Origin of the sequence: Methanosarcina mangrovi (assembly GCF_052057765.1) — an archaeon.
GTDB lineage: Archaea > Halobacteriota > Methanosarcinia > Methanosarcinales > Methanosarcinaceae > Methanosarcina.
The window spans coordinates 2,715,898-2,737,158 of record NZ_CP195120.1 but is presented as its reverse complement, the minus strand read 5'-3'; the positions used below and the strand labels follow the sequence as shown (position 1 = coordinate 2,737,158).

General features: G+C 36.8%; 21 protein-coding genes. 16 read left to right on the top strand and 5 right to left on the bottom strand.

Annotated features, from left to right (window positions below; genetic code table 11):
* The first annotated feature begins 732 nt into the window (after positions 1-732).
* Positions 733-915 (top strand): hypothetical protein, encoded by a 183-nt coding sequence (locus ACSAZL_RS12175; RefSeq protein WP_440944913.1) that lies wholly within the window; start codon positions 733-735, stop codon positions 913-915.
* Between the two features lie 38 nt (positions 916-953).
* Here the strand turns inward: ACSAZL_RS12175 and istB are convergent, their stop codons facing one another.
* Both istB and istA read right to left on the bottom strand, forming a co-directional pair.
* Complete coding sequence (istB, locus tag ACSAZL_RS12170; protein WP_440944912.1) at positions 954-1,727, bottom strand: IS21-like element helper ATPase IstB; 774 nt, start codon at positions 1,725-1,727, stop codon at positions 954-956.
* Positions 1,724-2,968, bottom strand: coding sequence for an IS21 family transposase (istA, locus tag ACSAZL_RS12165; RefSeq protein ID WP_440944911.1), 1,245 nt, complete (start codon positions 2,966-2,968; stop codon positions 1,724-1,726). The genes istB and istA overlap by 4 nt, the downstream gene beginning before the upstream one ends.
* Positions 2,969-3,193: 225 nt before the next feature.
* Here istA and ACSAZL_RS12160 point away from each other — a divergent pair, with 225 nt between their 5' ends.
* From ACSAZL_RS12160 to ACSAZL_RS12110, 11 genes are all read left to right on the top strand, one after another.
* Positions 3,194-3,880, top strand: coding sequence for an ABC transporter ATP-binding protein (locus ACSAZL_RS12160; protein WP_440944910.1), 687 nt, complete (start codon positions 3,194-3,196; stop codon positions 3,878-3,880).
* A 48-nt stretch (positions 3,881-3,928) separates the two neighbouring features.
* A complete protein-coding gene (locus ACSAZL_RS12155; RefSeq protein ID WP_440944909.1) occupies positions 3,929-5,257 on the top strand; it encodes a COG1361 S-layer family protein in 1,329 nt (442 codons plus the stop codon).
* Between the two features lie 33 nt (positions 5,258-5,290).
* Complete coding sequence (locus tag ACSAZL_RS12150) at positions 5,291-6,541, top strand: ABC transporter permease (RefSeq protein ID WP_440944908.1); 1,251 nt, start codon at positions 5,291-5,293, stop codon at positions 6,539-6,541.
* Between the two features lie 1,166 nt (positions 6,542-7,707).
* Positions 7,708-7,980: a winged helix-turn-helix domain-containing protein gene (locus tag ACSAZL_RS12145; protein ID WP_440944907.1), complete on the top strand. Its 273-nt coding sequence runs from the start codon at positions 7,708-7,710 to the stop codon at positions 7,978-7,980.
* Positions 7,981-8,638: 658 nt separating this feature from the next.
* On the top strand, positions 8,639-8,878 hold the full coding sequence (locus tag ACSAZL_RS12140) for a DUF2683 family protein (protein ID WP_048184936.1): 240 nt from the start codon (positions 8,639-8,641) through the stop codon (positions 8,876-8,878).
* A gap of 6 nt (positions 8,879-8,884) precedes the next feature.
* Positions 8,885-9,145: a type II toxin-antitoxin system RelE family toxin gene (locus tag ACSAZL_RS12135; RefSeq protein ID WP_048184935.1), complete on the top strand. Its 261-nt coding sequence runs from the start codon at positions 8,885-8,887 to the stop codon at positions 9,143-9,145.
* Between the two features lie 200 nt (positions 9,146-9,345).
* Positions 9,346-9,549, top strand: a complete 204-nt coding sequence (locus tag ACSAZL_RS12130) for a hypothetical protein (RefSeq protein WP_440944906.1) — start codon at positions 9,346-9,348, stop codon at positions 9,547-9,549.
* Positions 9,550-9,862: 313 nt separating this feature from the next.
* Positions 9,863-10,243, top strand: a complete 381-nt coding sequence (locus ACSAZL_RS12125) for a YnfA family protein (RefSeq protein WP_440944905.1) — start codon at positions 9,863-9,865, stop codon at positions 10,241-10,243.
* Entirely contained in the window at positions 10,240-10,569 is a 330-nt protein-coding gene (locus ACSAZL_RS12120) for a YnfA family protein (protein WP_440944904.1), read from the top strand. Before ACSAZL_RS12125 ends, ACSAZL_RS12120 begins: the two co-directional genes overlap by 4 nt.
* A gap of 202 nt (positions 10,570-10,771) precedes the next feature.
* Positions 10,772-10,954 (top strand): hypothetical protein, encoded by a 183-nt coding sequence (locus ACSAZL_RS12115; protein WP_440944903.1) that lies wholly within the window; start codon positions 10,772-10,774, stop codon positions 10,952-10,954.
* Positions 10,899-11,471 (top strand): GNAT family N-acetyltransferase, encoded by a 573-nt coding sequence (locus ACSAZL_RS12110; RefSeq protein ID WP_440944902.1) that lies wholly within the window; start codon positions 10,899-10,901, stop codon positions 11,469-11,471. The genes ACSAZL_RS12115 and ACSAZL_RS12110 overlap by 56 nt, the downstream gene beginning before the upstream one ends.
* Positions 11,472-11,531: 60 nt before the next feature.
* On the opposite strand, the gene ACSAZL_RS12105 is transcribed toward ACSAZL_RS12110, so the two are convergent.
* Together ACSAZL_RS12105 and ACSAZL_RS12100 are read right to left on the bottom strand one after the other, a co-directional pair.
* Positions 11,532-11,756, bottom strand: a complete 225-nt coding sequence (locus tag ACSAZL_RS12105; protein ID WP_440944901.1) for a hypothetical protein — start codon at positions 11,754-11,756, stop codon at positions 11,532-11,534.
* A gap of 365 nt (positions 11,757-12,121) precedes the next feature.
* The gene (locus tag ACSAZL_RS12100) at positions 12,122-12,823 is read right to left on the bottom strand and encodes a class I SAM-dependent methyltransferase (protein WP_440944900.1); all 702 of its coding nucleotides are present in this window, start codon (positions 12,821-12,823) and stop codon (positions 12,122-12,124) included.
* A gap of 2,660 nt (positions 12,824-15,483) precedes the next feature.
* Here ACSAZL_RS12100 and ACSAZL_RS12095 point away from each other — a divergent pair.
* From ACSAZL_RS12095 to ACSAZL_RS12080, 4 genes are all read left to right on the top strand, one after another.
* Positions 15,484-15,756 carry an antibiotic biosynthesis monooxygenase family protein gene (locus ACSAZL_RS12095; RefSeq protein WP_440944899.1) on the top strand — a complete coding sequence of 91 codons (273 nt, stop codon included), beginning with the start codon at positions 15,484-15,486 and terminating at the stop codon, positions 15,754-15,756.
* A gap of 409 nt (positions 15,757-16,165) precedes the next feature.
* Positions 16,166-16,645: a hypothetical protein gene (locus ACSAZL_RS12090; RefSeq protein ID WP_440944898.1), complete on the top strand. Its 480-nt coding sequence runs from the start codon at positions 16,166-16,168 to the stop codon at positions 16,643-16,645.
* Between the two features lie 735 nt (positions 16,646-17,380).
* Positions 17,381-18,010: a CatA-like O-acetyltransferase gene (locus tag ACSAZL_RS12085; protein WP_440944897.1), complete on the top strand. Its 630-nt coding sequence runs from the start codon at positions 17,381-17,383 to the stop codon at positions 18,008-18,010.
* 232 nt (positions 18,011-18,242) lie between these two features.
* The gene (locus ACSAZL_RS12080) at positions 18,243-18,962 is read left to right on the top strand and encodes an alpha/beta hydrolase (RefSeq protein WP_440944896.1); all 720 of its coding nucleotides are present in this window, start codon (positions 18,243-18,245) and stop codon (positions 18,960-18,962) included.
* Positions 18,963-19,892: 930 nt separating this feature from the next.
* Here ACSAZL_RS12080 and ACSAZL_RS12075 read toward each other — a convergent pair.
* On the bottom strand, positions 19,893-21,152 hold the full coding sequence (locus ACSAZL_RS12075) for a sensor histidine kinase (protein WP_440944895.1): 1,260 nt from the start codon (positions 21,150-21,152) through the stop codon (positions 19,893-19,895).
* Positions 21,153-21,261 lie beyond the last annotated feature (109 nt).

The following is a 21,261-nucleotide window of genomic DNA, read 5'->3' as shown; positions in this document are numbered from 1 at the left end:
TATATCCCCGCACTAATTATCATGGATATAGGTATCTTCGAAAAATGCCACGGGATTTTGTACGAATAACGCACAACCACTCATTTTCAAAAATCGCCTTTAACTAAAAATTAATCTTCAGTTCTACAGTGCAACTTAAATAAAACAGTAAAATCTTTTCACATTTCTTTTTTCCGGTAAGCGGTCATAATTTCAGTTTTTCATAGAGCTGGTCCCAAAACTCAAAAATTACTTCTTTATATCTCGATCTTGAAATAATTAGCTAGGATACAGATTTGGAAATAGTTCTGAAACTCTTACGAATTGGGAAATAAAAATTGGTTTTGGGATAAGCTCAGTAAGTTATACAGGCTGTCTCAAAACTACATTTAATTCTACAATTGGGGTAATTTTCACAATAAGGTTAAGTTATACCTGAATTTTGGAATAACTTACTACAGGCATTTAATGTCAGCAATGTCCATTATCCAATTGTAGAAATGGGTTGAGTTTTGAGACAGCCTGATTAGAAAAGACTCTTTGCAACGGAACCATAAAAAGAAGTGAAAATACGATTTGTTTTCTTCTTTTGTGAAATTGAAGCAATAATGTGAATCTATTCCAGAGCTTAAAAGGGCTAATCATTAATCAAAAAACGAAAATGTGGATTTCTTCTCCACTTTTGGTATATATTGGTTCTACTAAATGGATGTAAACCATAATTATTGTGGTAGGTAAGATTAGAGGTTATGTATGACATTTACTGAAATCCTAGATAAATTTAAAATGAAATTTGGTTCCTTAAAAGTTATTAATTCGCTTGATAGAACTGTCAGTTTCTATAACGAATTAGATGATAATTTCGAGGAAAGTGATCTTGTCAATGCCGGTTTAATTTTCCCCATTTTGGCCGGATTACTTTTCCCCACTTTTTGATTTAAAGGTTACTCAATATTTCATAAACTTGTTAGAAATTACTGGTACATATTTCCTGATTTTATACCATGTTTCTTCCTTTCTTTCAGCCTGTAACTTTCCCCTTTGATGTTGATCGTGGTAGAATGGTGGAGTATCCTGTCAAGTAAAGCAGCTGCTATTACCTGATCCTTGAATATCTCTCCCCATTCTCCATATGATTTATTTGATGTCAAAATTGTTGAACTCTTTTCATAACGTCTTGAGATTAGCTGAAATAGACAGTGAGCTCCTTCTTCATCAAATGGTAGATATCCTATTTCATCAATTATCAGCACTTTATACTTCATCAAGTCCCTGAGTTTCTTTTCAAGTATTCCTTCTCGATTTGCTGTTTTCAATCTTTCAATAAGGTTTCCTGTATTGGTAAAGTAAACCGAAAACCCTGCTTTTACTGCTTCAATTCCAAGAGCTATTGCAAGGTGCGACTTTCCAACTCCGGGAGGACCAAGGAAAACAACATTCTCTGAGTTATGAACAAATCTCAAGGTTGCAAGGTCTTCGATTACTTTTTTATCAATGGATTTTTGAAATTCAAAATCGAATTCCTCAAGAGTCTTTTTAACGGGAAAAACTGCACTTTTCATCCTTCTCTCAATTGCAATAGCTTCTCTGTGCTTCTTTTCCTGTTCTAACAGATAATCAAGTACTTCCATTGTTGTCTTGCTATCTCTTGCAGCAATTTCAAGATAGTTGTCCAGAAGCTCTTCAATAGTATTCAGTTTCAGATACTGCAGGTTAGTGTGAAGTCTCTCATAACTGAAGTTGTTCATTCAAAACTCCCCTGGCTAAATGTTTCATAGACATCAAGAGACCTTTTTTCAACTTCAGGACCTGAGAATTTCAACGGAATCTGTGAACCTTTTTTGCATTTTGAGTTCTCTTTAAGGATCTCACTCAGGAGACCCTGAAAATGTTCCTTTTTCCTGGCAACCCTACAGTTACCTGGGAGAATTTCATGTTCACAGACTTTTTCATAGTCAATGTATACATCGAATTTTCCTTCAAAAATATGAAGTTCTGCAGTTCTTCCTGCAAACCTGTAAGGAACAGAATACTTATTTCCAAGGAAAGAAATATAACAGTCTCTGGAGACCTTTCTGGTCTCCTTATGGACAACTTTGTAAGGAGGAACATGATTCATAGGGCTAAGTTTCTCCTCCTTAAAGCGTTCAAAAGGGATTTGGTAGGTTGTTCCGTGGACAGTTGAGTTTACCCTTCCTAACCACCTGTGAACTTGGCCGTTCAGGTCTTCGAGAGAGGTAAACCTTCTTCCAAGGAAGAAATCCCTCTTGACGTAACCGACTGTATTTTCAATTTTGCCTTTTGTCTGAGGTCTGTAAGGCCTGCATAATCGGGGAATAAAACCAAAGCATTTGAAGAAATCCTCAAACTGTGAGTTCCATTCAGAATCAGATGATTTTAAGGCTCTTTTGATAACAACCTGTTTCATATTATCGTATAGAATTTCCTGTGTAAATCCTCCGAAGTACTCAAAAGCGTTCAGATGACACTGGATAAGAGTAAGTGTGTCTATACTCAGTGTAAATTCAACATATCTCATCCTGGAATATCCAAGAATCATGTTGAAGCAAAAGAGTTTCTTTACCTTTCCATCAACCTCAACTGTTCCTAATTCTCCCCAGTCTACCTGAGCCTGAACACCAGGTTTTGTTTCGTAGCGGAGTACAGCAGGGACTCCTTGCTGAGGTCGGACTTTTTGTACAAAGTCCTTGACTATGGTTTTTCCTCCATCAAAACCCATTTCTTTGATTTCCCGATAGAGGCGAGCAGCAGTATAGGGACCTTCTGTGAGTTTCTCAAGAATGTAAGGTTTGAAAGGATCAAGCTTGCTCTTTCTTCCTGAACGTTTCTGGGGTTCAGGCAAGGTTTTCAGCCGAAGATATTTACTCACAGTTTTCCTGTCAAAACCTGTTTGCTTGGCGATTTCACTGATGCAAAAGCCTTGTGAATACAAATCTCGTATCAATAGCCATTCCTCCATTTTTAACATTATTTCTAATCCTCGAGTTTTTCTCAAGGATTAGAAATTGGGGAATTTTAATCCGGCCAAAATGAGGAATTATTCACCGGCCTTGACAATCTAGGGGAAGATCTAAAAAATAATCCACACTGCAATTTAGTCGATTATTCTGATAAAAGTTCTGGTGCAGTAAAGATTTATCAAAACGGAGAAAATCCACTTATCAAATTAACCAATGTCTGGAAAATTTACCAGATGGGAGAGGTTGAATTTGCAGCTCTTAAAAGAATAAATCTGGAGATTTACGAGGGGGAATTTCTAATTGTTCTTGGACCCAGTGGAAGTGGAAAAAGTACTCTTATGAACCTGCTGGGTTGCCTGGATATACCATCAAAAGGCAGTGTCTACCTGAATTCAAAGGATATCTCAAAACTTGACGAATCTGAGCTTGCTCTCATAAGAGGGCAGATGATCGGTTTCATATTCCAGAGTTTCAACCTCATTCCCACCCTCAGTACAGAAGAAAACGTACTCTTACCCATGGAATTTCAGGAAGAGGACAGGCAAATAGCCAGACAAAAAGCAGCATACTTGCTGGATATTGTCGGACTTACGAACAAGAAGAAAAACCTTCCTTCTCAGCTCTCTGGAGGACAGAGGCAGAGAGTTGCCATAGCCCGTTCTCTGGCTGTTAACCCTCCTATAATTCTGGCAGACGAGCCCACAGGAAACCTGGACACCAAAACCGGAGACTATATTCTGGAATTTCTTGAGGGATTGCATGCAAAGGAAAATAAAACAATCATCATTGTAACCCATGACCTCGAACTTGTAAAATATGCAACAAGAGTTGTGTACATTAGAGATGGGGAGATTGAAAAAATAGAAACGAAAATGAAAAATGAATCCGACTTGAAAATTGAATCAAAAAATGAAAATTAACCGATAAATAATACGAAACTCACAAAACGTCGAATAGAGGAATTCGAAATGAGAAAGTTTTCTTTAATTATATTAGCTCTATTACTCTCTGCATTTATGTGCTTGGGGATTGGCACAGCACTTGGGTCAAATGGAAATATCCAGTCTGCATCTTTGGATGTAAATTTAACCAATCAGAATCCTGATTATGCTCGTCCTGGAGAGTCTGTTGAACTTACAGTCAGTGTACAGAATGTGGGAAACGCTGATTTGAAAGATATTTCTGTTACAGTCAACCCTGAATATCCTTTCAGCAAGATTTCCGGAGAAAATCTTGTAAAAGAGGTTTCTTATCTAAATGCAAGGCAGGATGATGATGATGCAGCTGTCCTTAAATTCAGGCTCATGACAGATGCCAATGCATCCGCAGGGACATATGATATAGACATTACAACAACTGCAAAGGAAAGTGGATCTTCATCAAATACAATTACCACTACAAAAACGATCCAGCTTGAAGTAAAAGGCAAAGAATATGCCCAGGTAGTAACTGTAAGTAAAGCAAATATTGACATTGCAAAAGAAGAACCTCTCGAGCTCATTATAACAAACACCGGGACGGCACCTATCAAGAACATGGTAATCTCCTGGAAAGATCCAAAAGGAGTAATTCTTCCTATATACTCTGATAATACGAAGTACATCAAATACCTGGATGCTGGCCAATCAGTAACAGTTTCTTACTTAGTTATGGCAGATGTAAACGCAGATCCCGGGCTATATACGCTAGATGTGGACCTCAGCTATGAAAACTATGAATCTAACGAGCAAAGTATCAATACTACAGCAGGAATTTTTGTAGGTGGAGAAACAGACTTTGACGTTTCATTTTCAGAAAGTGATGCAGGAGAAATATCCCTTTCAGTTGCAAATGTTGGAAACAACATTGCATACTCAGTAAAAGTATCAATTCCAGATCAAGACGGATACAAAGTATCAGGGAGCTCGTCCACAATTGTAGGAAATCTCGAGAAAGGAGACTATACAATTGCTTCCTTTAACATTGCAAACACAAAGAACACCGAAGGAACAGAGGCCGAAAGAGAAGGCGCTTCTACTTCTGATCCGTTAAAAGTTCAGATTGAGTATACAGATGCGAAAGGAGAGAGGATAACAGTAGATAAAGAAGTAAAAATAGATGTAAACTCTGGAAATATGACTGCTCAGGGAGAAGCCGGAGGATCAAGAAGCAGCGGAGTTAGTTCATACCTGTTATACATTGCAATAATAGCACTTGCTGGAGGGGTATTCGTGTTCCGCAAAAAAATTCATGAAAAAATACAGGTAATTAAAGCGGAAAAATCCGGTGTTCCGAAGCCTGAAGATAAGAAGGACTGAAAACAGCACAAGTGTAAAGCGGAAGGATGCAATATGAGAAATTCAACCTATCTGAAAATGGGCATGAACATGCTTGTTCACAGTAAGCTCAGAAGCTGGCTGACCATTATCGGGATAGTAATAGGAGTCGGATCCGTAATTGGCATCGTCTCTTTAGGGGATGCCATGAAGGCAAATGTCCAGAGCAATCTAGCCGATCTTGATCTTACAAAAATAACCATAAGTCTGGGGTATACCAAGGCTTCATCTAATACGATGATGGATGGAGATCCTACAAACGGTCCTGGAACAAGTGGAGCGAGCGCTTCAACAACGGATGCTGAATTGACAGACGGTGACATTGACGCTCTTCAAGGCTTAGATAGTATACAGTACATTTCTGGTGAAATTTCTGGCAGTGAAAAGGTGAAATATATAGGAAAATCTGCAACCCTTTCGATTACAGGTGTAGACCCCCAGGTCTGGAAATATATGACTACCCTGAAAACACAATCAGGAAGATTGCTCGAACCAGCTGATAAGTATGTCGCAGTCATAGGAAGCAACATTGCCAGTGAAACTTTTGACCATGATATTGGAGTTAACCAGGTAATAACTATAAACAATAAATCTGTCCGGGTTGTCGGAATCCTGAAAGAAGGAGGTATGGGGGACGACTCAAATATCTACATGCCAATAGACGGAGCAGTAAACCTGATCAAAGATGCACAAGAAGATGTTTATGATACTATCACGGTAAAAGCCAGGAGTGAAGATCAGGTGGACGGACTGATGGAAGATATCATAGATAAGCTCATGATATCAAGACACATCATTCGGGAAGATGACAGGGATTTTTCCTTAACATCTTCAAAGTCTATGGCTGATTCTATCGACGAAATGTTAAGTTCGATGACCCTTTTCCTGGGAGCCATTGCAGCCGTATCGCTGCTTGTAGGAGCAGTTGGCATTGCAAACACTATGTTTACCTCTGTTCTGGAAAAGACAAAGGAGATAGGGACTATGAAAGCTATTGGGGCGAAAAATAGAGATATCCTCATGATTTTCCTTTTTAACTCTGCAATGGTAGGTCTTGTTGGCGGTCTCCTTGGAGTTATTCTGGGATCGATTCTTTCAAGTGGTCTTCAGTCGATGATGGGAAATACAACATTAGGAGGTGGAGTAAGCTCTTACCTGATAGTTGGAGGACTTATCCTTGCAGTTTTGACAGGAGTGACCTCTGGAGTTGTCCCTGCTTACAGGGCTTCAAAATTGAAGCCTGTAGATGCTTTGAGGTACGAATAATCGGAGTATTTGCTAGTTCTAAGTTCCTTAAAGATACGGGATTAGAAAAAAATATTTAAAGTAATTTTTGAATGAACTTTGGAGAATATAGAAATAGTTTGGAGAGAAAACATGAAATTATACCAAAGTACCTGCAGCGAAATAACTTAAGTACATTTTTACACTGTACTTACATTTTCACTAGTATAGTGAAAATTCAAATATGGAACATATTATTTTGGTGGCTTTCATCAGTTGATATTGTTTTGATCTTAAATTGATAATCCACAATTAAGTTTTCATGACCTAGTGATTCAATCAATTTGCTTCCATAATTATATGCATTAATTAGGTTGTTTCGTTACAACTTCTAATTGCTGTTCATGTAGACAGCTACTACAGTTCTGTATCTTATGACATTTGTCGAATCAGTTCTTCAACTAGTACTTATCAAATATATATATATATATTAAAATTTTATGAAGTGTTGGTATGCATCCCATTCTCTTAGAACCTTTATTCTTGATTGATTCCGCATATACGTTGGTTATATTTGTAATTTCTTTTTTAATTTATTCAAAACTCAATAATTATTATGAGCTAACAGCCTATGAGGGCTTGAAATATTTTAAAAACTCATTCATAACCCTGCTATTTTCTTTCCTTACTATTTATGTCTGGAAAACAATTGAAATTTCGAATAATTTTGATTCATTCTTTAATATCCACAATATGATTAATGGTGAGTTATTATTACATAGTTTACTCACAATCTCTATTTTTTTATTCTGGTATTACTATTATATGTCCTTCTATTTTTATGATATAAATGAAAAAAACAAGATATTCTATTTTGTATTAAACAATGAAAAGTTAATTTTCTTATTTGTAATTATATTAGGGATAGTTTTTACTCCTTTAATCAGAGCTTCATTTTTATTATTCCCATGCTTTGCTTTTTATCTTGTTTATAGGAAAATGAAAAAAAGCCAAAAAAGCTTAAATTACTTTCTCATATATAATCTGCTATTACTGTTTTATACAATAGATTTAATCCAGTTAATTTATACAATACATTTAGTCGAGGAGTGCTTTCCGATCATAAAGGGAAAACTTGTTTTTATTAATATTATAATGTATATCTTTCAAATTTTTATTTATTTGAAAATCTTGAATGAGGTTAAGAATTGATTAAAAAACGAGAAAGACTGGAGATAATATATGATATATTGGTTCTAATAAACAATAATCATAATCAAATGAAATATACTCCATTACTTAGAAAATCCAATCTTTCTTCAAGCCAATTCGATAAATATATTCAAGAACTTCTTGAAAAAAAATTTATTGAGTTTTCAGTTGTGGATTCAAAAAAATATTATAGACTTACGAAGAGGGGTTTTGAATATATCAATAAATACAAAGTAATATTAAAAATAATAGAAGATTTTGATCTTTAGTTAAATACAAAAAAAGACAAGATCCTTGATTGAAATTGGTAGTGTACCGAAAGTTCTGTAAAATTTGCTCTCCATCCCAAAGTCTTCTTTTCTGATTACTGTTCCATTACTATATACTTATTTCCAGTGATCTAATCCTCATTTATATCAATGAGTATTGAGGCTGCGAGTCTCAATACTGACTCCTAATTTGAGAATGTCTCAACAAAAAACATAAAGATTTGTTACATTTATTATCAATATCAGTAAACCTACTAAAAAGATATCTCTGTTTTTTTTCTTAGCACTTTTTTGCATTTACTCTTCTACCTGCAGGCAGAAACCAGGATTATACCTATTGTAATGAACAGGTTTGTGCTCGCATACCCCCCGGATCCTTTATGCAGCCTGAGGCTGCCCTCCCAGGATCTTCAAAGCTTCCAGAACTTTCCTTGATGGTAGGGTCCCGGGTCTGCACCCGGAAAAAGACCTCCCAAGGATATCTTGGTAGGGTTGTTCATGCTTCTATTTTTTGTACGGCTTAGCCACAGCTCTCCAGCTCCCTAAAATAAAATCTTCCTGACCCGGGAGAAAATCTTTATTACTCCCTCCTTTAATCTACTCCTGGAATCAATATATATATATTGTGTAGACTCCATGTATATATGAGGTATACTCAATGGTTCAAGCAATGATCAATATTGATGAAAGAACAAACCGGGTCCTTAATATTATAAAAGCTAAGTACGGCTTGAAAGACAAAAGCGCTGCAATTATGCATATGGCAGCAGAATATGAAAAAGAAATTATGGAGCCTGAGCTCAGGCCTGAGTTTATTGAAAAGGCTCAGGAGATCATGAAACAGAAGCCTATAGATGTGGGAACGGTTGAGAATTGGAAAAAGATGCTTGACTGTTGATCTTACATATATCGGCTACAAGTAAGGCCAGAAGTTCAAAAAGTTGTTGAGAAGCTGGCAAAAAAAGACAAAAAGCAAGTTGAAATCATATTCAGCAAGGTAAATGAGATCCTTCAGGACCCTCATAGATACAAAAATTTAAGGTCTCCTCTCAATCACTGGAAAAGAGTGCATATTGATTCTCACTTTGTCTTGATTTTTTCTGTGGATGAAAAGGAAAAAATTGTTATCCTGGAATATTACGGACATCATGACGATGTATATTGATATTGTTTTTCTAAGAGGATATCCAGGACCTCTGCAGCTGCAGGCCGGACTAGGACTTTCCTGGGCGTCAGGATCCCGCAGGTCCTGGAACATTATTTCCCGGAAAATAGTCTGCTGGAATGGACTTTATTTCTCTTCCCCGGAAGTATCTGGATCCTGAGGAAAATCTTCCTGGTCCGGGGAGAAAATCTTCCTTGCAGTTGCAAGCTAGGAATTTCCGATGGAGTTTCCATTTCCGACGGCACTTAAACTGCCAGGATAAGGACTCGGACAAGGACTTTCTCGGGCGCCAGCCTATGGAATACTTGAAAAAATATTTGCTGAAAGGTCAGTACTCAACAGTTGCAGGTTCTATGTACTGGCTCAATGCGGATATTATGCATATCTCAACAAATGATAGATGAAGGAACTATAATCCATAGGTCTATATTATTTTTGACAAAAAATGTTTTTTCTGTGGTCAAAAAACTGATTTTGACACGCTTTTTATTAAAGGAAATACATTTTGGATTTGTGATAGTTGTTTCTCTGAAATTATCGAATCTCTTTCAGAAAGTCAGTGATTCATGAAAAACCTACACCTATTTTTTGCTTAGGATTCTTTAATATAAACTATGCAATCATTTATTCCATTTCTTGAACCCTTATGTCCATTTTGATCAATCTTCTTCATTAATGTGAAACCAAATATATATAACAAGATCCGTACTAATTTATATGAAGGTTAATATTGACTCCAGCTGTATATCTCGAAAAAAATGTTTTCTGTATACAATTTTATTGTTTATTCTCGCAGGGATTTTTGAGATAGGAGGAGGATATCTTATCTGGTTATGGCTTCGTGAAGGTGGAAACTTAATGTTTGCATTTTTGGGAGCAATTGTCTTATTTTTATATGGGGTTGTGCCAACCTTCCAGCCTTCTTACTTTCATAGAATCTATGCAACTTATGGAGGCATTTTTGTTGTTATGTCTTTGTTATGGGGTTGGATATTCGATAAAACACCTCCAGATTCCTATGATCTTATAGGCGCCTTGATCATTCTTATCGGTGTTTCAATCATCTATTATTGGCCAAGAAAAGAGGAATCCATATGATAGATATGGGAATTTCACTTGCTCTTTTTTTCCTTGCTGCACTTTTTGAAATTGGAGGTGGATATCTGGTTTGGTTGTGGCTAAGAGAAAACAAAGGGGCGTTGTTTGGACTCTTAGGAGCGATAACACTGGCAATTTATGGGATTATTCCAACGTTGCAGGATGCACATTTCGGAAGAGTCTATGCTGCGTATGGGGGTATTTTTATTTTCTCATCCTTGATCTGGGGGGCAATTGTTGATAAGAAAAATCCCGATAAGTATGAAATTATAGGATCATTAATTGCTCTTGTAGGTGTTTTTATTATGTTCTATGTCCAACGATAATAGTTCACATAGCCCGATTATTTAGAAACACATTGGATATTTTGAGCCTAATTGGCCTAAATCATATAAAATACACAGGTTTTACAGTAAAACCTATGTAATTTTGCCTATTTTTATTCTATTTGCTTTTGGCATGAAAGTGCTTTCAAGTAGTTAGTTATAAATAAAGCTGAATACTGAATAGTGAAATAAGGTGAAATTAATGGCAAAACCAGTTGAGTTAGGTTTAGTCCTTGAAGGAGAGGATGCAAAGCGATTCATCGAATATGATGACAACCCAAAAGCATCACCTGTAGTCTTAGCTATGATCGCCGAAGGCAGGGAATTATATGAGAAAAACGAGCGAAAAATCAGAGAACTTAAAGCACGAAAATCTCGACGATGAACTTGTTATACTGCCTCTCGATGAAACTGACGACCTTTCTTCTTTTAACTGCGAAAGTGAAGAGTTAAACGATTTTTTAAAGACTAATGCCTGGGTAGATCAGAATAATTTAGTCAATAGGACACGATTATGTTTTTGCAATGGTTCTCTGGTCGGATTCTATTCTCTGGCAGCAGACACCATTGAAACCAAAAGTGTAATCGATGGAATAGAATCTTACCAATATCGAAAATATCCAGCGATTAAAATCGCAAGACTAGCGGTCGATTCCAGGTTCAAAAAATGCGGAATAGGAACCTTTTTAATGAAAATTATTCTGGCTCAAGTGGTATCTATTTGTGATAATATAGGCTGTAGATATCTCCTGGTGGATTCTAAATTAGAGTCAATCGGCTTCTATGAAAAATTCGAATTTAAAGTTGCAGAGAAGAATAAGAAAACTGATTTTGTTCCGATGTACCTAAACATGCAACCATATGTACGAATAAGCCAAAACTCTGGTAATGACGTTTTATAATAAAACAAGGCCAGGACCAGGACTTTTCCTGGGCGCCAGGATCCTGTAGGTCTTGGAAAATTATTTCCCGGAAAATAGTCTGCCAAAAAAACTTCCTTTGCCTTCCCTGGAAGCTTCACTTCCTTTGCCTTTCCTTGTCGGCAAAACCTCGAGGTCTGGGTCTGGAGGAAGGTCTTCCTTTGCCTTCCACTTTCCTTGCAGCTGGAGGTCAAGACCAGGACTTTTCGGACAAGGACTCGGACAAGGACTTTCCCAGGCGTCAGGGTCATGCAGGTCCTGAAACATTATTTCCCGGAAAAATAGAATTGGTAAAAAAACGGATTTATTGATCACATTTTATTATAAATTCATTTCCAAGTTAAAGGGGTATCCAAAAGAGTGACTTTAATCAATTAATTTAAAAATAAAAAAATAAAAAAAGATATGTTTTTAAGTAAATTATCCTTTAATGGCAACTGCCAAGGCTGATACGTCATTCAATATGGCGTGAGCAACACCTGGAGATACAAAGCAAAGAGCTATGTAGATAAGTACTGCTATCAACAGGTATGTCATTACAGATAGTGAAAAAAGAGATAAGTTTTTAAGTCAAAATTCTAATTTGAGAGCCTCAAAAAAAGACACAAAAAAAGGGACAACTTGCAACATCATTATTTAACGCCGTAAAAACCAGCCTGCATGTATGAGTACCAAAATAATTCTACTATCTTGAATCCAGTTTCTTTCATCAGCTTTAGATGTTCATCTACAGTTATAGGAAAAATATCAGTATTAAAACGTTCCAGAAGCTTCTTTATTTCATCTTCATTCCTGCCATGACTCAACTGAAAGTTGCTCCAGTATCGCTTTCCTATGATAAAACCCTCTTCAGTTAGAGGCTTAATGTTCTCGAATGTGATGTAAATTCCACCCTCTTTTAACAGGTTATAGCAAACGCTAGTGGCTTTATTCCTGTCCTCATGACTAAGATAGTGATGGCACTGAATAGCAGTGATAACATCTGGTTTTTCCTTTAATTTCTGAGAACATTCCTGTGTAGTGCAGGCTCCCAAAAATTCCAGCCTTTCTTCAGGGTATGAAGATAATTTCTTCCTTGCTTGATCCAGCATTCCTTCCGAAGGGTCAACTAAAAGGAATTTAGTATCCGGAAATTCCTTAATAGCCTTATTTACCAGAGATGCTGTTCCACATCCACTGTCCATCCATACTTTCGGGCTGGATGGAAATGATTTGACAAGGTTGATAGTTTCCTGATGAAAAGATAAGTAAAAAGGAAGCATTTCATATATGTGGTCATCGTAATCCTCAGGGGGATGAAATGTATACCTTTTTGTAATTTTTGAAGAAGTCATTGCAAATGATCCTTTTACTTATTATTAAATGGAAGGTTATTTATTTTCTAGTAATTAAATGTTGGCCGTGATCTTTTGAATAAAGAATAGGCTCTCAAATTAGCTCTAAATATCCGTGATCTAATTTGACACTCCTTTTTTAAAAGTATCTCCCAAATGAATTCTTATTTCCAACTTTATTTTGCATTTCTGGCAGTTCTCTGTAGGAAAACTTAAGGTCAAGATTTCAGGTCAGGACCAGAATTTTCCTGGACGCTAGGGTCCTGCAGATCCTGGAACATCATTTTCCGGAAAATAGCCTTTTAAAAATTTCCTTAAAAAACACGATCAATCAGCACTCTTAAAACGTGCCTATATTTTTCTTATACTTTTTTTGCATTTACCTTTTACCTGCAGACAGAAACAAGTCCATTCTTATATGATATAGAACGATCGTGTTTTCTGACACATAGGCAAAAAACATGACTCACTTATTTTAGTACCCAATTTCTAAAGAATTAATGTTCCAAATGCTTACTAAATGTTACAAAAAAAAAGAAATTTTTAAGATTTTAGGGTATAGAAAATAACTGTAAGTAATAGAATTCCTGGTCCTGTCCTGCAGCTGCAAGGAAGAATTTCTCCCCGGGACAGGGAGATCTTCTCCTGGAGAATAAGTCCTGGTGGAAAGTGGTACAGTTGCCGTGGAAAACTCAAGAATGTCCCTATTTGGGTTCGTCGTATTGAGATATTTGTACTCAGGAAATGCTTTCAAGGCTTCCATGAAATTATTAGAGCTGCAAGAATCAAAGCCAAATAAGTACTAAAAGGATTAGTTGATTACGGAAAAATTAGTTAAAGCTGTTATAGGCTTCATACTATCGTGCTTTGTGATTCTTGTTATTTTTATACTACTACTTGGCAGGTAAAGCAAGAAAAAAGTACTTACAGTTAATGAATGTTTTGGTAGTGTGGCCTTTTTTAGCATTAAAAGAAGGAAAAAAACTTCTCAAATATGGCTCATCTCATCGATTTTTTTACCCAAGATTTTTGATCATTTCTTAGCGTACACCTACGTTAAAATCGGGACGATACCCTTATTTTACCTTTTCGTGGTGTTGGACGAAAATACCCAATGCTCAGCATATGATATTTGACCAAGTACAAACCCAAGCCAGATATATCCAGCCACACTAAAAAAGCGCCATGTTAGAATGCTCATTAAAAATAACATGGCAACCGTTAATCGTAGACCCATTATTGAAAGCTCCATATCATTTAATAGTACGCTTAATTAAACAGACTTAAATATATATCATCATCATTGAGATATAAATCTAATGAGCTGTCAGTTTTTTGGTCATTGTATACAAAATATGCAATTAAACAAAATATCGAACCATATAACGAGATTGAAGGATTGTCACGTATAAGGTAGGTAATAATTCCTAAAACTGAACCACCATTTGCAATAATTTTTTGACATTTTGTTCCGGTTTTAAGAAGTTTTTCCATAAGCGGACTGTCTTGATTTTGTCACATTCCCCTGGATCTATTTAGCGAAATCTATACCATTACCCCCTTCTTTCTGGTTCAAAATATTTGTTTTAAAAAAGGATAGGGATGGGTTGGAATTAAGAGAAAGGGATTTCCTTTCCTGGATGGCTATTCATAATGGAGGTTGTTCATCCACTAGTTCTTCCAACCCTTGCGCTTTCATCACTGTCAAATTATACATTTGACATTTAATATAAAATCATAATAAGATTTAATATTTGTGCATAAATTATTAATAAATGCTAAAAACTGAAAAAGAATTACTGCCCCGCCTGAGTCACATTCTCAAGCGGGAAGGGTTGTTCACACAATTGAGACTTACTCATATAATAATTTATGTTATTTAAATTATTGTACATTATTTTACTGTAGTTTCCGCTTCCAGACAGGTAAAGGAAAACTTCTCTTCTTTTTTTCATAGTGCTTTACGAGCCATCGAAATGTATTTACCTTTATGATACAGAAACAGGAAAGTTACAGATCAGGAGAATTGGCCTTTTTTACGTTATAAAGAAAAACCCCATGCTATTAACTGTTTTTTAATATCCCTTAATTCATCATCTGAAAAGGCGAGACCCTGATAATGACGCATAGAGGTTAAAGAATCGTGACCCTGACGCAAACATACAGTTGATTCGACAAACCCGGAAGCAATTAACCAGGATTCCAGTGTTTTTCTACTTGACTTTACCGAGAGTCCATAAGGGTTCATGCCTGCAGATAGAGCCCATCTTTGAAAGTTCTTATTCCAGGTACTTTCTAAGGGAGGTTTACGGGCCTGCCGGAAGTCTTTAAGCAAATAATTGAAAATGGAAGTCAAAGGATAAGCCGAAAGAAAAAGAAAAGCCTTCGGTGGGCCTTAGACGGGCTTGCGAGTTTATATATAACCCTTAACTGAATATATGAAACTGTGGAAAAAAATTCTCAAAATGACTTTGGTCACCTTTACGAATCAAAACAGGAGATAGAAGTTTGATATGAAAATTATGACTATTATAGAATATAAAATAAAGCAGAATCCTGCTCATTAATTTATGACGGTGTCCGACGGAGAGTTCAAGCAAGCATTTTTATAGAAATGCCCATATAACAAGAGAGGGGGAATTGTTATAGTATATCTTGTAGTGAAGCACAAGGTAGAGGACTACTCTAGATGGAAACCTATTTTTGACGAATTTGGAATTACAAGGGGGAAAGCAGGATGCAAAGGCGGGCAGCTTTTCCGTAGTTTGGATTACCCGAATGACCTGTTTATTCTTTTTGAATGGGATACAAAAGAGAACGCGAAGAAATTAATGGAATCCGAGGATCTTAAAAAGGCAATGAAACGAGGAGGGAATATTGGCGAACTGGAACTCAACTATTTAGTAGAGAAAATCGAAGATTTCCCGGCCTGATTCGCAAAATAGCCCACATGGCCGTTAAAAGAAAAATGGAAAAAGGAGGAAAGAAGAGGAAAAATCTCCTTCTCAGAATACGCAGGTTTTGTAGTAAAACACGTGCATATAGGAAATTATTATTACTATCCTTGCCTAAAAATCCTTAGAGTTCTTGAATACACAGATTCAAGAACTCTAAGCAAAAAATAGAAGTGTTTTTAAACAAGAATTTACAAATATTTTGTAAAAAGAAATCATTGATTTCCATCCTCACTATTTTTTTAATTTGATAATTTCATCAGGTAAGCTTGAAATGTTTTATGAATCCCTCAAATAGTGTAACAGAAAACATCATGGAGTAAGCAAAATTAATTTCAGAATTAAGCACTCATAAATGCAAAGGAAAACTGGAGTGTAAATAAGGACTATGAATCCAAAACCGATAATTGCGGTTGCCTTCATCATCTCAGTTATTGTAATTACAAGATTGTTCATTCCCGGATATATTGAGCAGTTCAGAGAAGGAAAATATATCCACGTTGACAACATAGTAATGGAGTTTGATGAAACAAACGCGACTGTTGATGTCGAATATCATCTCGCTCCTTTCGCCCAGGCATATGTATTCTTTTTTGGCAGCAAGAATATAGAGCCCAAAATTAAGGAGATCTTTTCCGAATTTCCGGAAACAAAGATACAGAAGATAGGACTAAACAGTGCTACACTCCAGATAACAAATATTTCTGAAATAAATGGTGAAGACTATACGCATGACTCTACAAAATTAGGACTGCGGCCGGATGTCCTTACAATTGTTTATCCCTATAACCAGGGTACCAGAAAACTGCAAAATCCAGATTCAACTATAAGCATTTTTTATCCAATCCATCCTGAGAATCAAAATTAAACCCGTTTGATAAATATCGATCTGATTCCAATTGCTACGATACAAAAGGATACAAATACATTCAGTTTGAACAAAAGATCCAACCATGGCATACTTCGGAAAGTGCTGTCTATTCGGAAAGCGCTGTCTATCTGTCCCGGGTCCTGAATGTAAAACGCAAGCAAAGAGCATAGTGTTTGGTCTGCTTCGTTCTGTGATCCGTACCCTGATCTGCTCCCCTTATATAGACTTTTGAATCTCTCTGAATTCTTCGCTCTGCTTGCTATATCAATTATTTCAGAACCGGATAACCATATTTTGTTTTTATTTTCTTTTCCTGTGGTCTTCTTTTTGTCTCCTTCATAAATTAAAATTTACAAAAATTTTGACTCACTGCCAACGTGTCTCAAAAAAACAATTACTAAAAAGATAACACCTGAGAAAGCAGACCAAAGAACGGTATAATTTGTGACCACATGACGCTGACCGCAAGGGAATTGAACATCGGAAGCATAATGGTTGGACTGTTCGACCCTCATATTGTAAGAAAAGAATTTAACATCCCATTATACATTGAGCCAGCTGCATTACTTATCTTAGGTTATTACACCACGGGCTTTTTGAGTCCTGATTGCCATAATATCCAGAAAAACCGTTTACTGAAACGGTAATGTCTGAGATCTATAGCGAAAATGGGTAGTGAAACTAAAAAGGAAATATACAGTAATGTAGATTGTATTGAAAGAAGGTGTAAATTTGGGAAACGGATACCAAATAATAGATTTTGAAACATGGAAAAGAAAAGAGTATTGTCAAATATACAGGAGTGCGGTGCAGCCTCAATATTGTGTGAGTTTTGAGCTTGATGTGACTAATTTTAAAAAGCACGTTAAAGAAAATAATTGGCCATTTACGATGGCTTTTATATTTGCTGTTACGAGATGCGCAAATGAAATCGAGGAGTTTCGGTATCGTTTTCTTGATGGTGAAGTTGTGTTATATGAATCCGTTGACACCGCATTTACATATTTGGAGAACGAAACAGAATTATTTAAGGTAGTAAACGTACCCATGCAGGATACGATTGAGAAGTTTGTACAATTGGCAATCGTGACGGCAGAAAAGCAAAAAGAACATTTTACGGGACCTGTAGAAAACGATGTATATCAATTCTCTGCCCTGCCGTGGATAACATTTACGCATATTTCCCACACGGATTTCGGAAACAGGGAAAAAGCGCAACCCATATTTGATTGGGGAAAATATCATGAAAGAGAAGGCAAATTAATGATGCCGTTTGCAGTTCAGGTTCATCATGCATTTGTTGACGGTATTCATATTGGCAAACTTGCGGATAAGCTGCAGAGATACCTGGATGAAATGTAGATTAAGTGTAATGGGTTAAGTGTAATGGGAGGACTAATAGTTCACTAATTTTTGCTTTTCTTAAAGTTATGTTTTCAGATATCTGTATAATCGACGCATCGCCAGCCGATTATATGCATGCCTGTATATGCTCAGGGCTCCGACATTCAGTCAGATCTGAGGTTCTATATTCAACTTTGAAATTATATGAACTACGTTGTGGGTTTTTTGCCCATAGGAGATAAGTGAGAAAATGGAAAAAAGGCATTTTCAGATCTCAAATAATAAAACTCGTATTCCTGCCATCCTGTGGGGAAAGCGAGGTGAAAAGCTGTTAATTGAAGTTCACGGCAACCTTTCTAATAAAGAGGACACCGTAATTTCCATGATGGCACAAAAGGCCGTTGCAAAAGGTTACCAGGCGTTAAGCTTTGACTTGCCTATGCACGGTGAGCGTGCAGATGAAGACTATGCTTGTATTCCCGAAAATTGCGTAAGTGATCTGGCTGCTGTTTACGAGTATGCACAGTCGCTTGTATCTGATATTTTTTTGTTTGCATGTAGTATGGGAGCCTATTTCAGTCTGCTTGCCTATCATGACTTTGACATAAAGCAAAGTTTGTTTCTCTCGCCCGTCGTCAATATGGAACGCATTATATGCAATATGATGGAAGGTTTCAAGGTAAGTGAAGAGAGACTAAAAGCAGAGCATGAAATCCGGTTGTCGATTGGACAGAAATTGGAATGGAACTATTATTGCTATGCGAGAGAAAATCCTGTTTGTTTTGAATGGAAAGTACCTACTGCCATTTTGTACGGTTCGGACGATAATCTATCTGAATGGGAGGAAATTTCAGCATTTGTAGCAAGGTATCAAGCAAAAGTTAGAGTTCTCGAGCATGGGGAGCATTACTTCCATACGGAAGAACAACTGCAGGTGTTTGATCAATGGGCAGGTGAAAATCTGCTGTAAAGTAGCGTAGAAATGAGCAAACCCTCCACCAGGGGCTGGCAGAAGCAGACAGGAACAGCAAAGGTCAAGAATCACTCTCTTTTTATTTATATTCGTGGTTATGGCAAAACATTCCAAAGTTCTTTTTTTACGCATGAGTTATCGAATACACATGTTCAAGAATCCTGAGTAAGTAAAAAAATGTGAGTTTCAGGCTAAAACCTGTGCATCAATGAAACAGGAATGAATGCAAAAGTGTGCGGAACAACAATTGTTAGAGACTTTGGTCAGAAAAGTTATAAGGAATTAACTAAGAGGAGTTTATGAAACTAAAATGCTTTCTCGTGTTATGACTAGGTAATAACAAAAAACGGGTAACCCGGGATCTAAATGAAAGAATGTGATTGATGCAACTAAATACAAAATTTATGTAATTTTGTAACCAGTTATATATTTTATTTTTAGGACGGAGCGAATTTACTATGAAAATTTCTAACAAAAGTATTTTGTTGATATTTCTTATTGTAATACTGATTGCTATAACTGCTGTCGTATATTACCTCACTTCAGGACCACATAGTTTTGGTGTGACTATGATTCACAATTAACACCGTTTCATCACCAGAAATTCTGCTAGAGTTTGGTAGAAGACCGAAAGTTCTGGTCAGTAAATTCTGAACGGCCTGGTTTGTATCCTTCGTCTCCAACACAAATAAAGGATTATTACTTTTTTAATGCACAGGTTTTGTCGTGAAACCAATGTCTGAAACATTGAGGCGTGAATTTTTCACTAAGCCGGACTTCAGGATTATGAAACATCTTTTTATTTCGTATCTTTATTTTGTAACACAGCTTTCTCTTATACTTACCGCATTCCATACATCTGTACATTCGAAACAGTGAGAGCATACTTTTACATTGGGCGATTGAAAATTAATGCCCCGGAAAGCTTCATTTCTCAATTCCCAGCTTACTGAAGCGGATATTGAACTTTGTCCCTTTGTCTCTTTTAAGTTCGATAGAACCTCCTATCTGTTCAACAAAAATGTTTACGAGCTGCAATCCAAGAGAATCCTTATTCTGAAGGTTCACCAATTCCGGAATTCTCCAGCCGTTGTCTTCTACGGTCAGGATGAACTGCAAATCCTTTCCATTTGAGTAGCCCGGTACAACTCCTGAGCTCCTGGAGTTTTTAAATTCTTTTTCGCAATTCTTCATCCGGGAAAGATTTACTCGAATTTCTCCCTCTTTTCCAGGTAGAAAGGCGTGCTTCAGGGCATTAGAAACCAGTTCGTTGACAATAATACCAAGAGGTACTGCGATATCTGTTTCCATATAAACCTGTTCGAGGTCGAGTCTCAGATTGATCCTTTCATTTCCTACCCGGTAGGAGCTGAAAATTCCTGCAGTGAGTTTCCGAAGATAGTCGGCAAGGTCAATTGTGCATGTTTCTCCTATGCAAAGTTCCTGATGAATCAGAGACATTGAAGCTATACGGTTCTGGCTTTCCCGAAAGGCTTCAAGGGTTTCCGGATCGGTGAATTTTTCAGCTTCGAGACTGAGCAGGGATGAGATCACCTGAAGGTTATTTTTTATCCTGTGGTTAATTTCTTTTTTGCGTGCGCTCTCAATTTTTTCCAGGGAAATTGCTGCCAGTTTGCTTCCGGTGATATCAAGAACAAATCCCTGTACTTCTCCGCGCTTTCCGTAACCTGACGGAGTTTTCTGAATAACCTGCCTGACCCATTTTATGTCACCATCCCTGTTCCGTATCCGATACTCAATTTCGGTAGAGGCAACCGGGTTAGACAAAGCTGTTTTTACATTCTTAAAAATCAGAGGCAAGTCTTCGGATACGATTATTTCCAACCATCTTGCCCTGCCGGATAGAAAATCCTCTTTGTTGTAACCGGTTACACCTTTTACATCTCCATCAATAAATACCGGTTCAAAGTTCTCATCTGTCCTGAACCCTATAAAGCCTTTAATATTCTGTACGAGTAAACGGCAGTCATTTTCATCAGTCAGCAGATTCCTTCCCGAAAGTTCATTTTCGTTTTCTTCTTTTTCGTTTTCTTCTCTCCATAAAAACACTGTTTTTTCCCAGGGTGCGAGTCTTGCTTCCGTTTTCTCTACCCCTTGATCCGTCAAAAGCAAAGGAGTTAACAGGAGGATTATACTTACCACATATCTCGCAACTGTACGAAACATTGCGTCGCAGGACTCTGCTATTACGTCTCTCTTTTTGTCCAGAATTCTCCCTTCCTTTTCACATTTTTTTCCTTTCTTATTGGTGTATTTATCATACTATATTATTAAT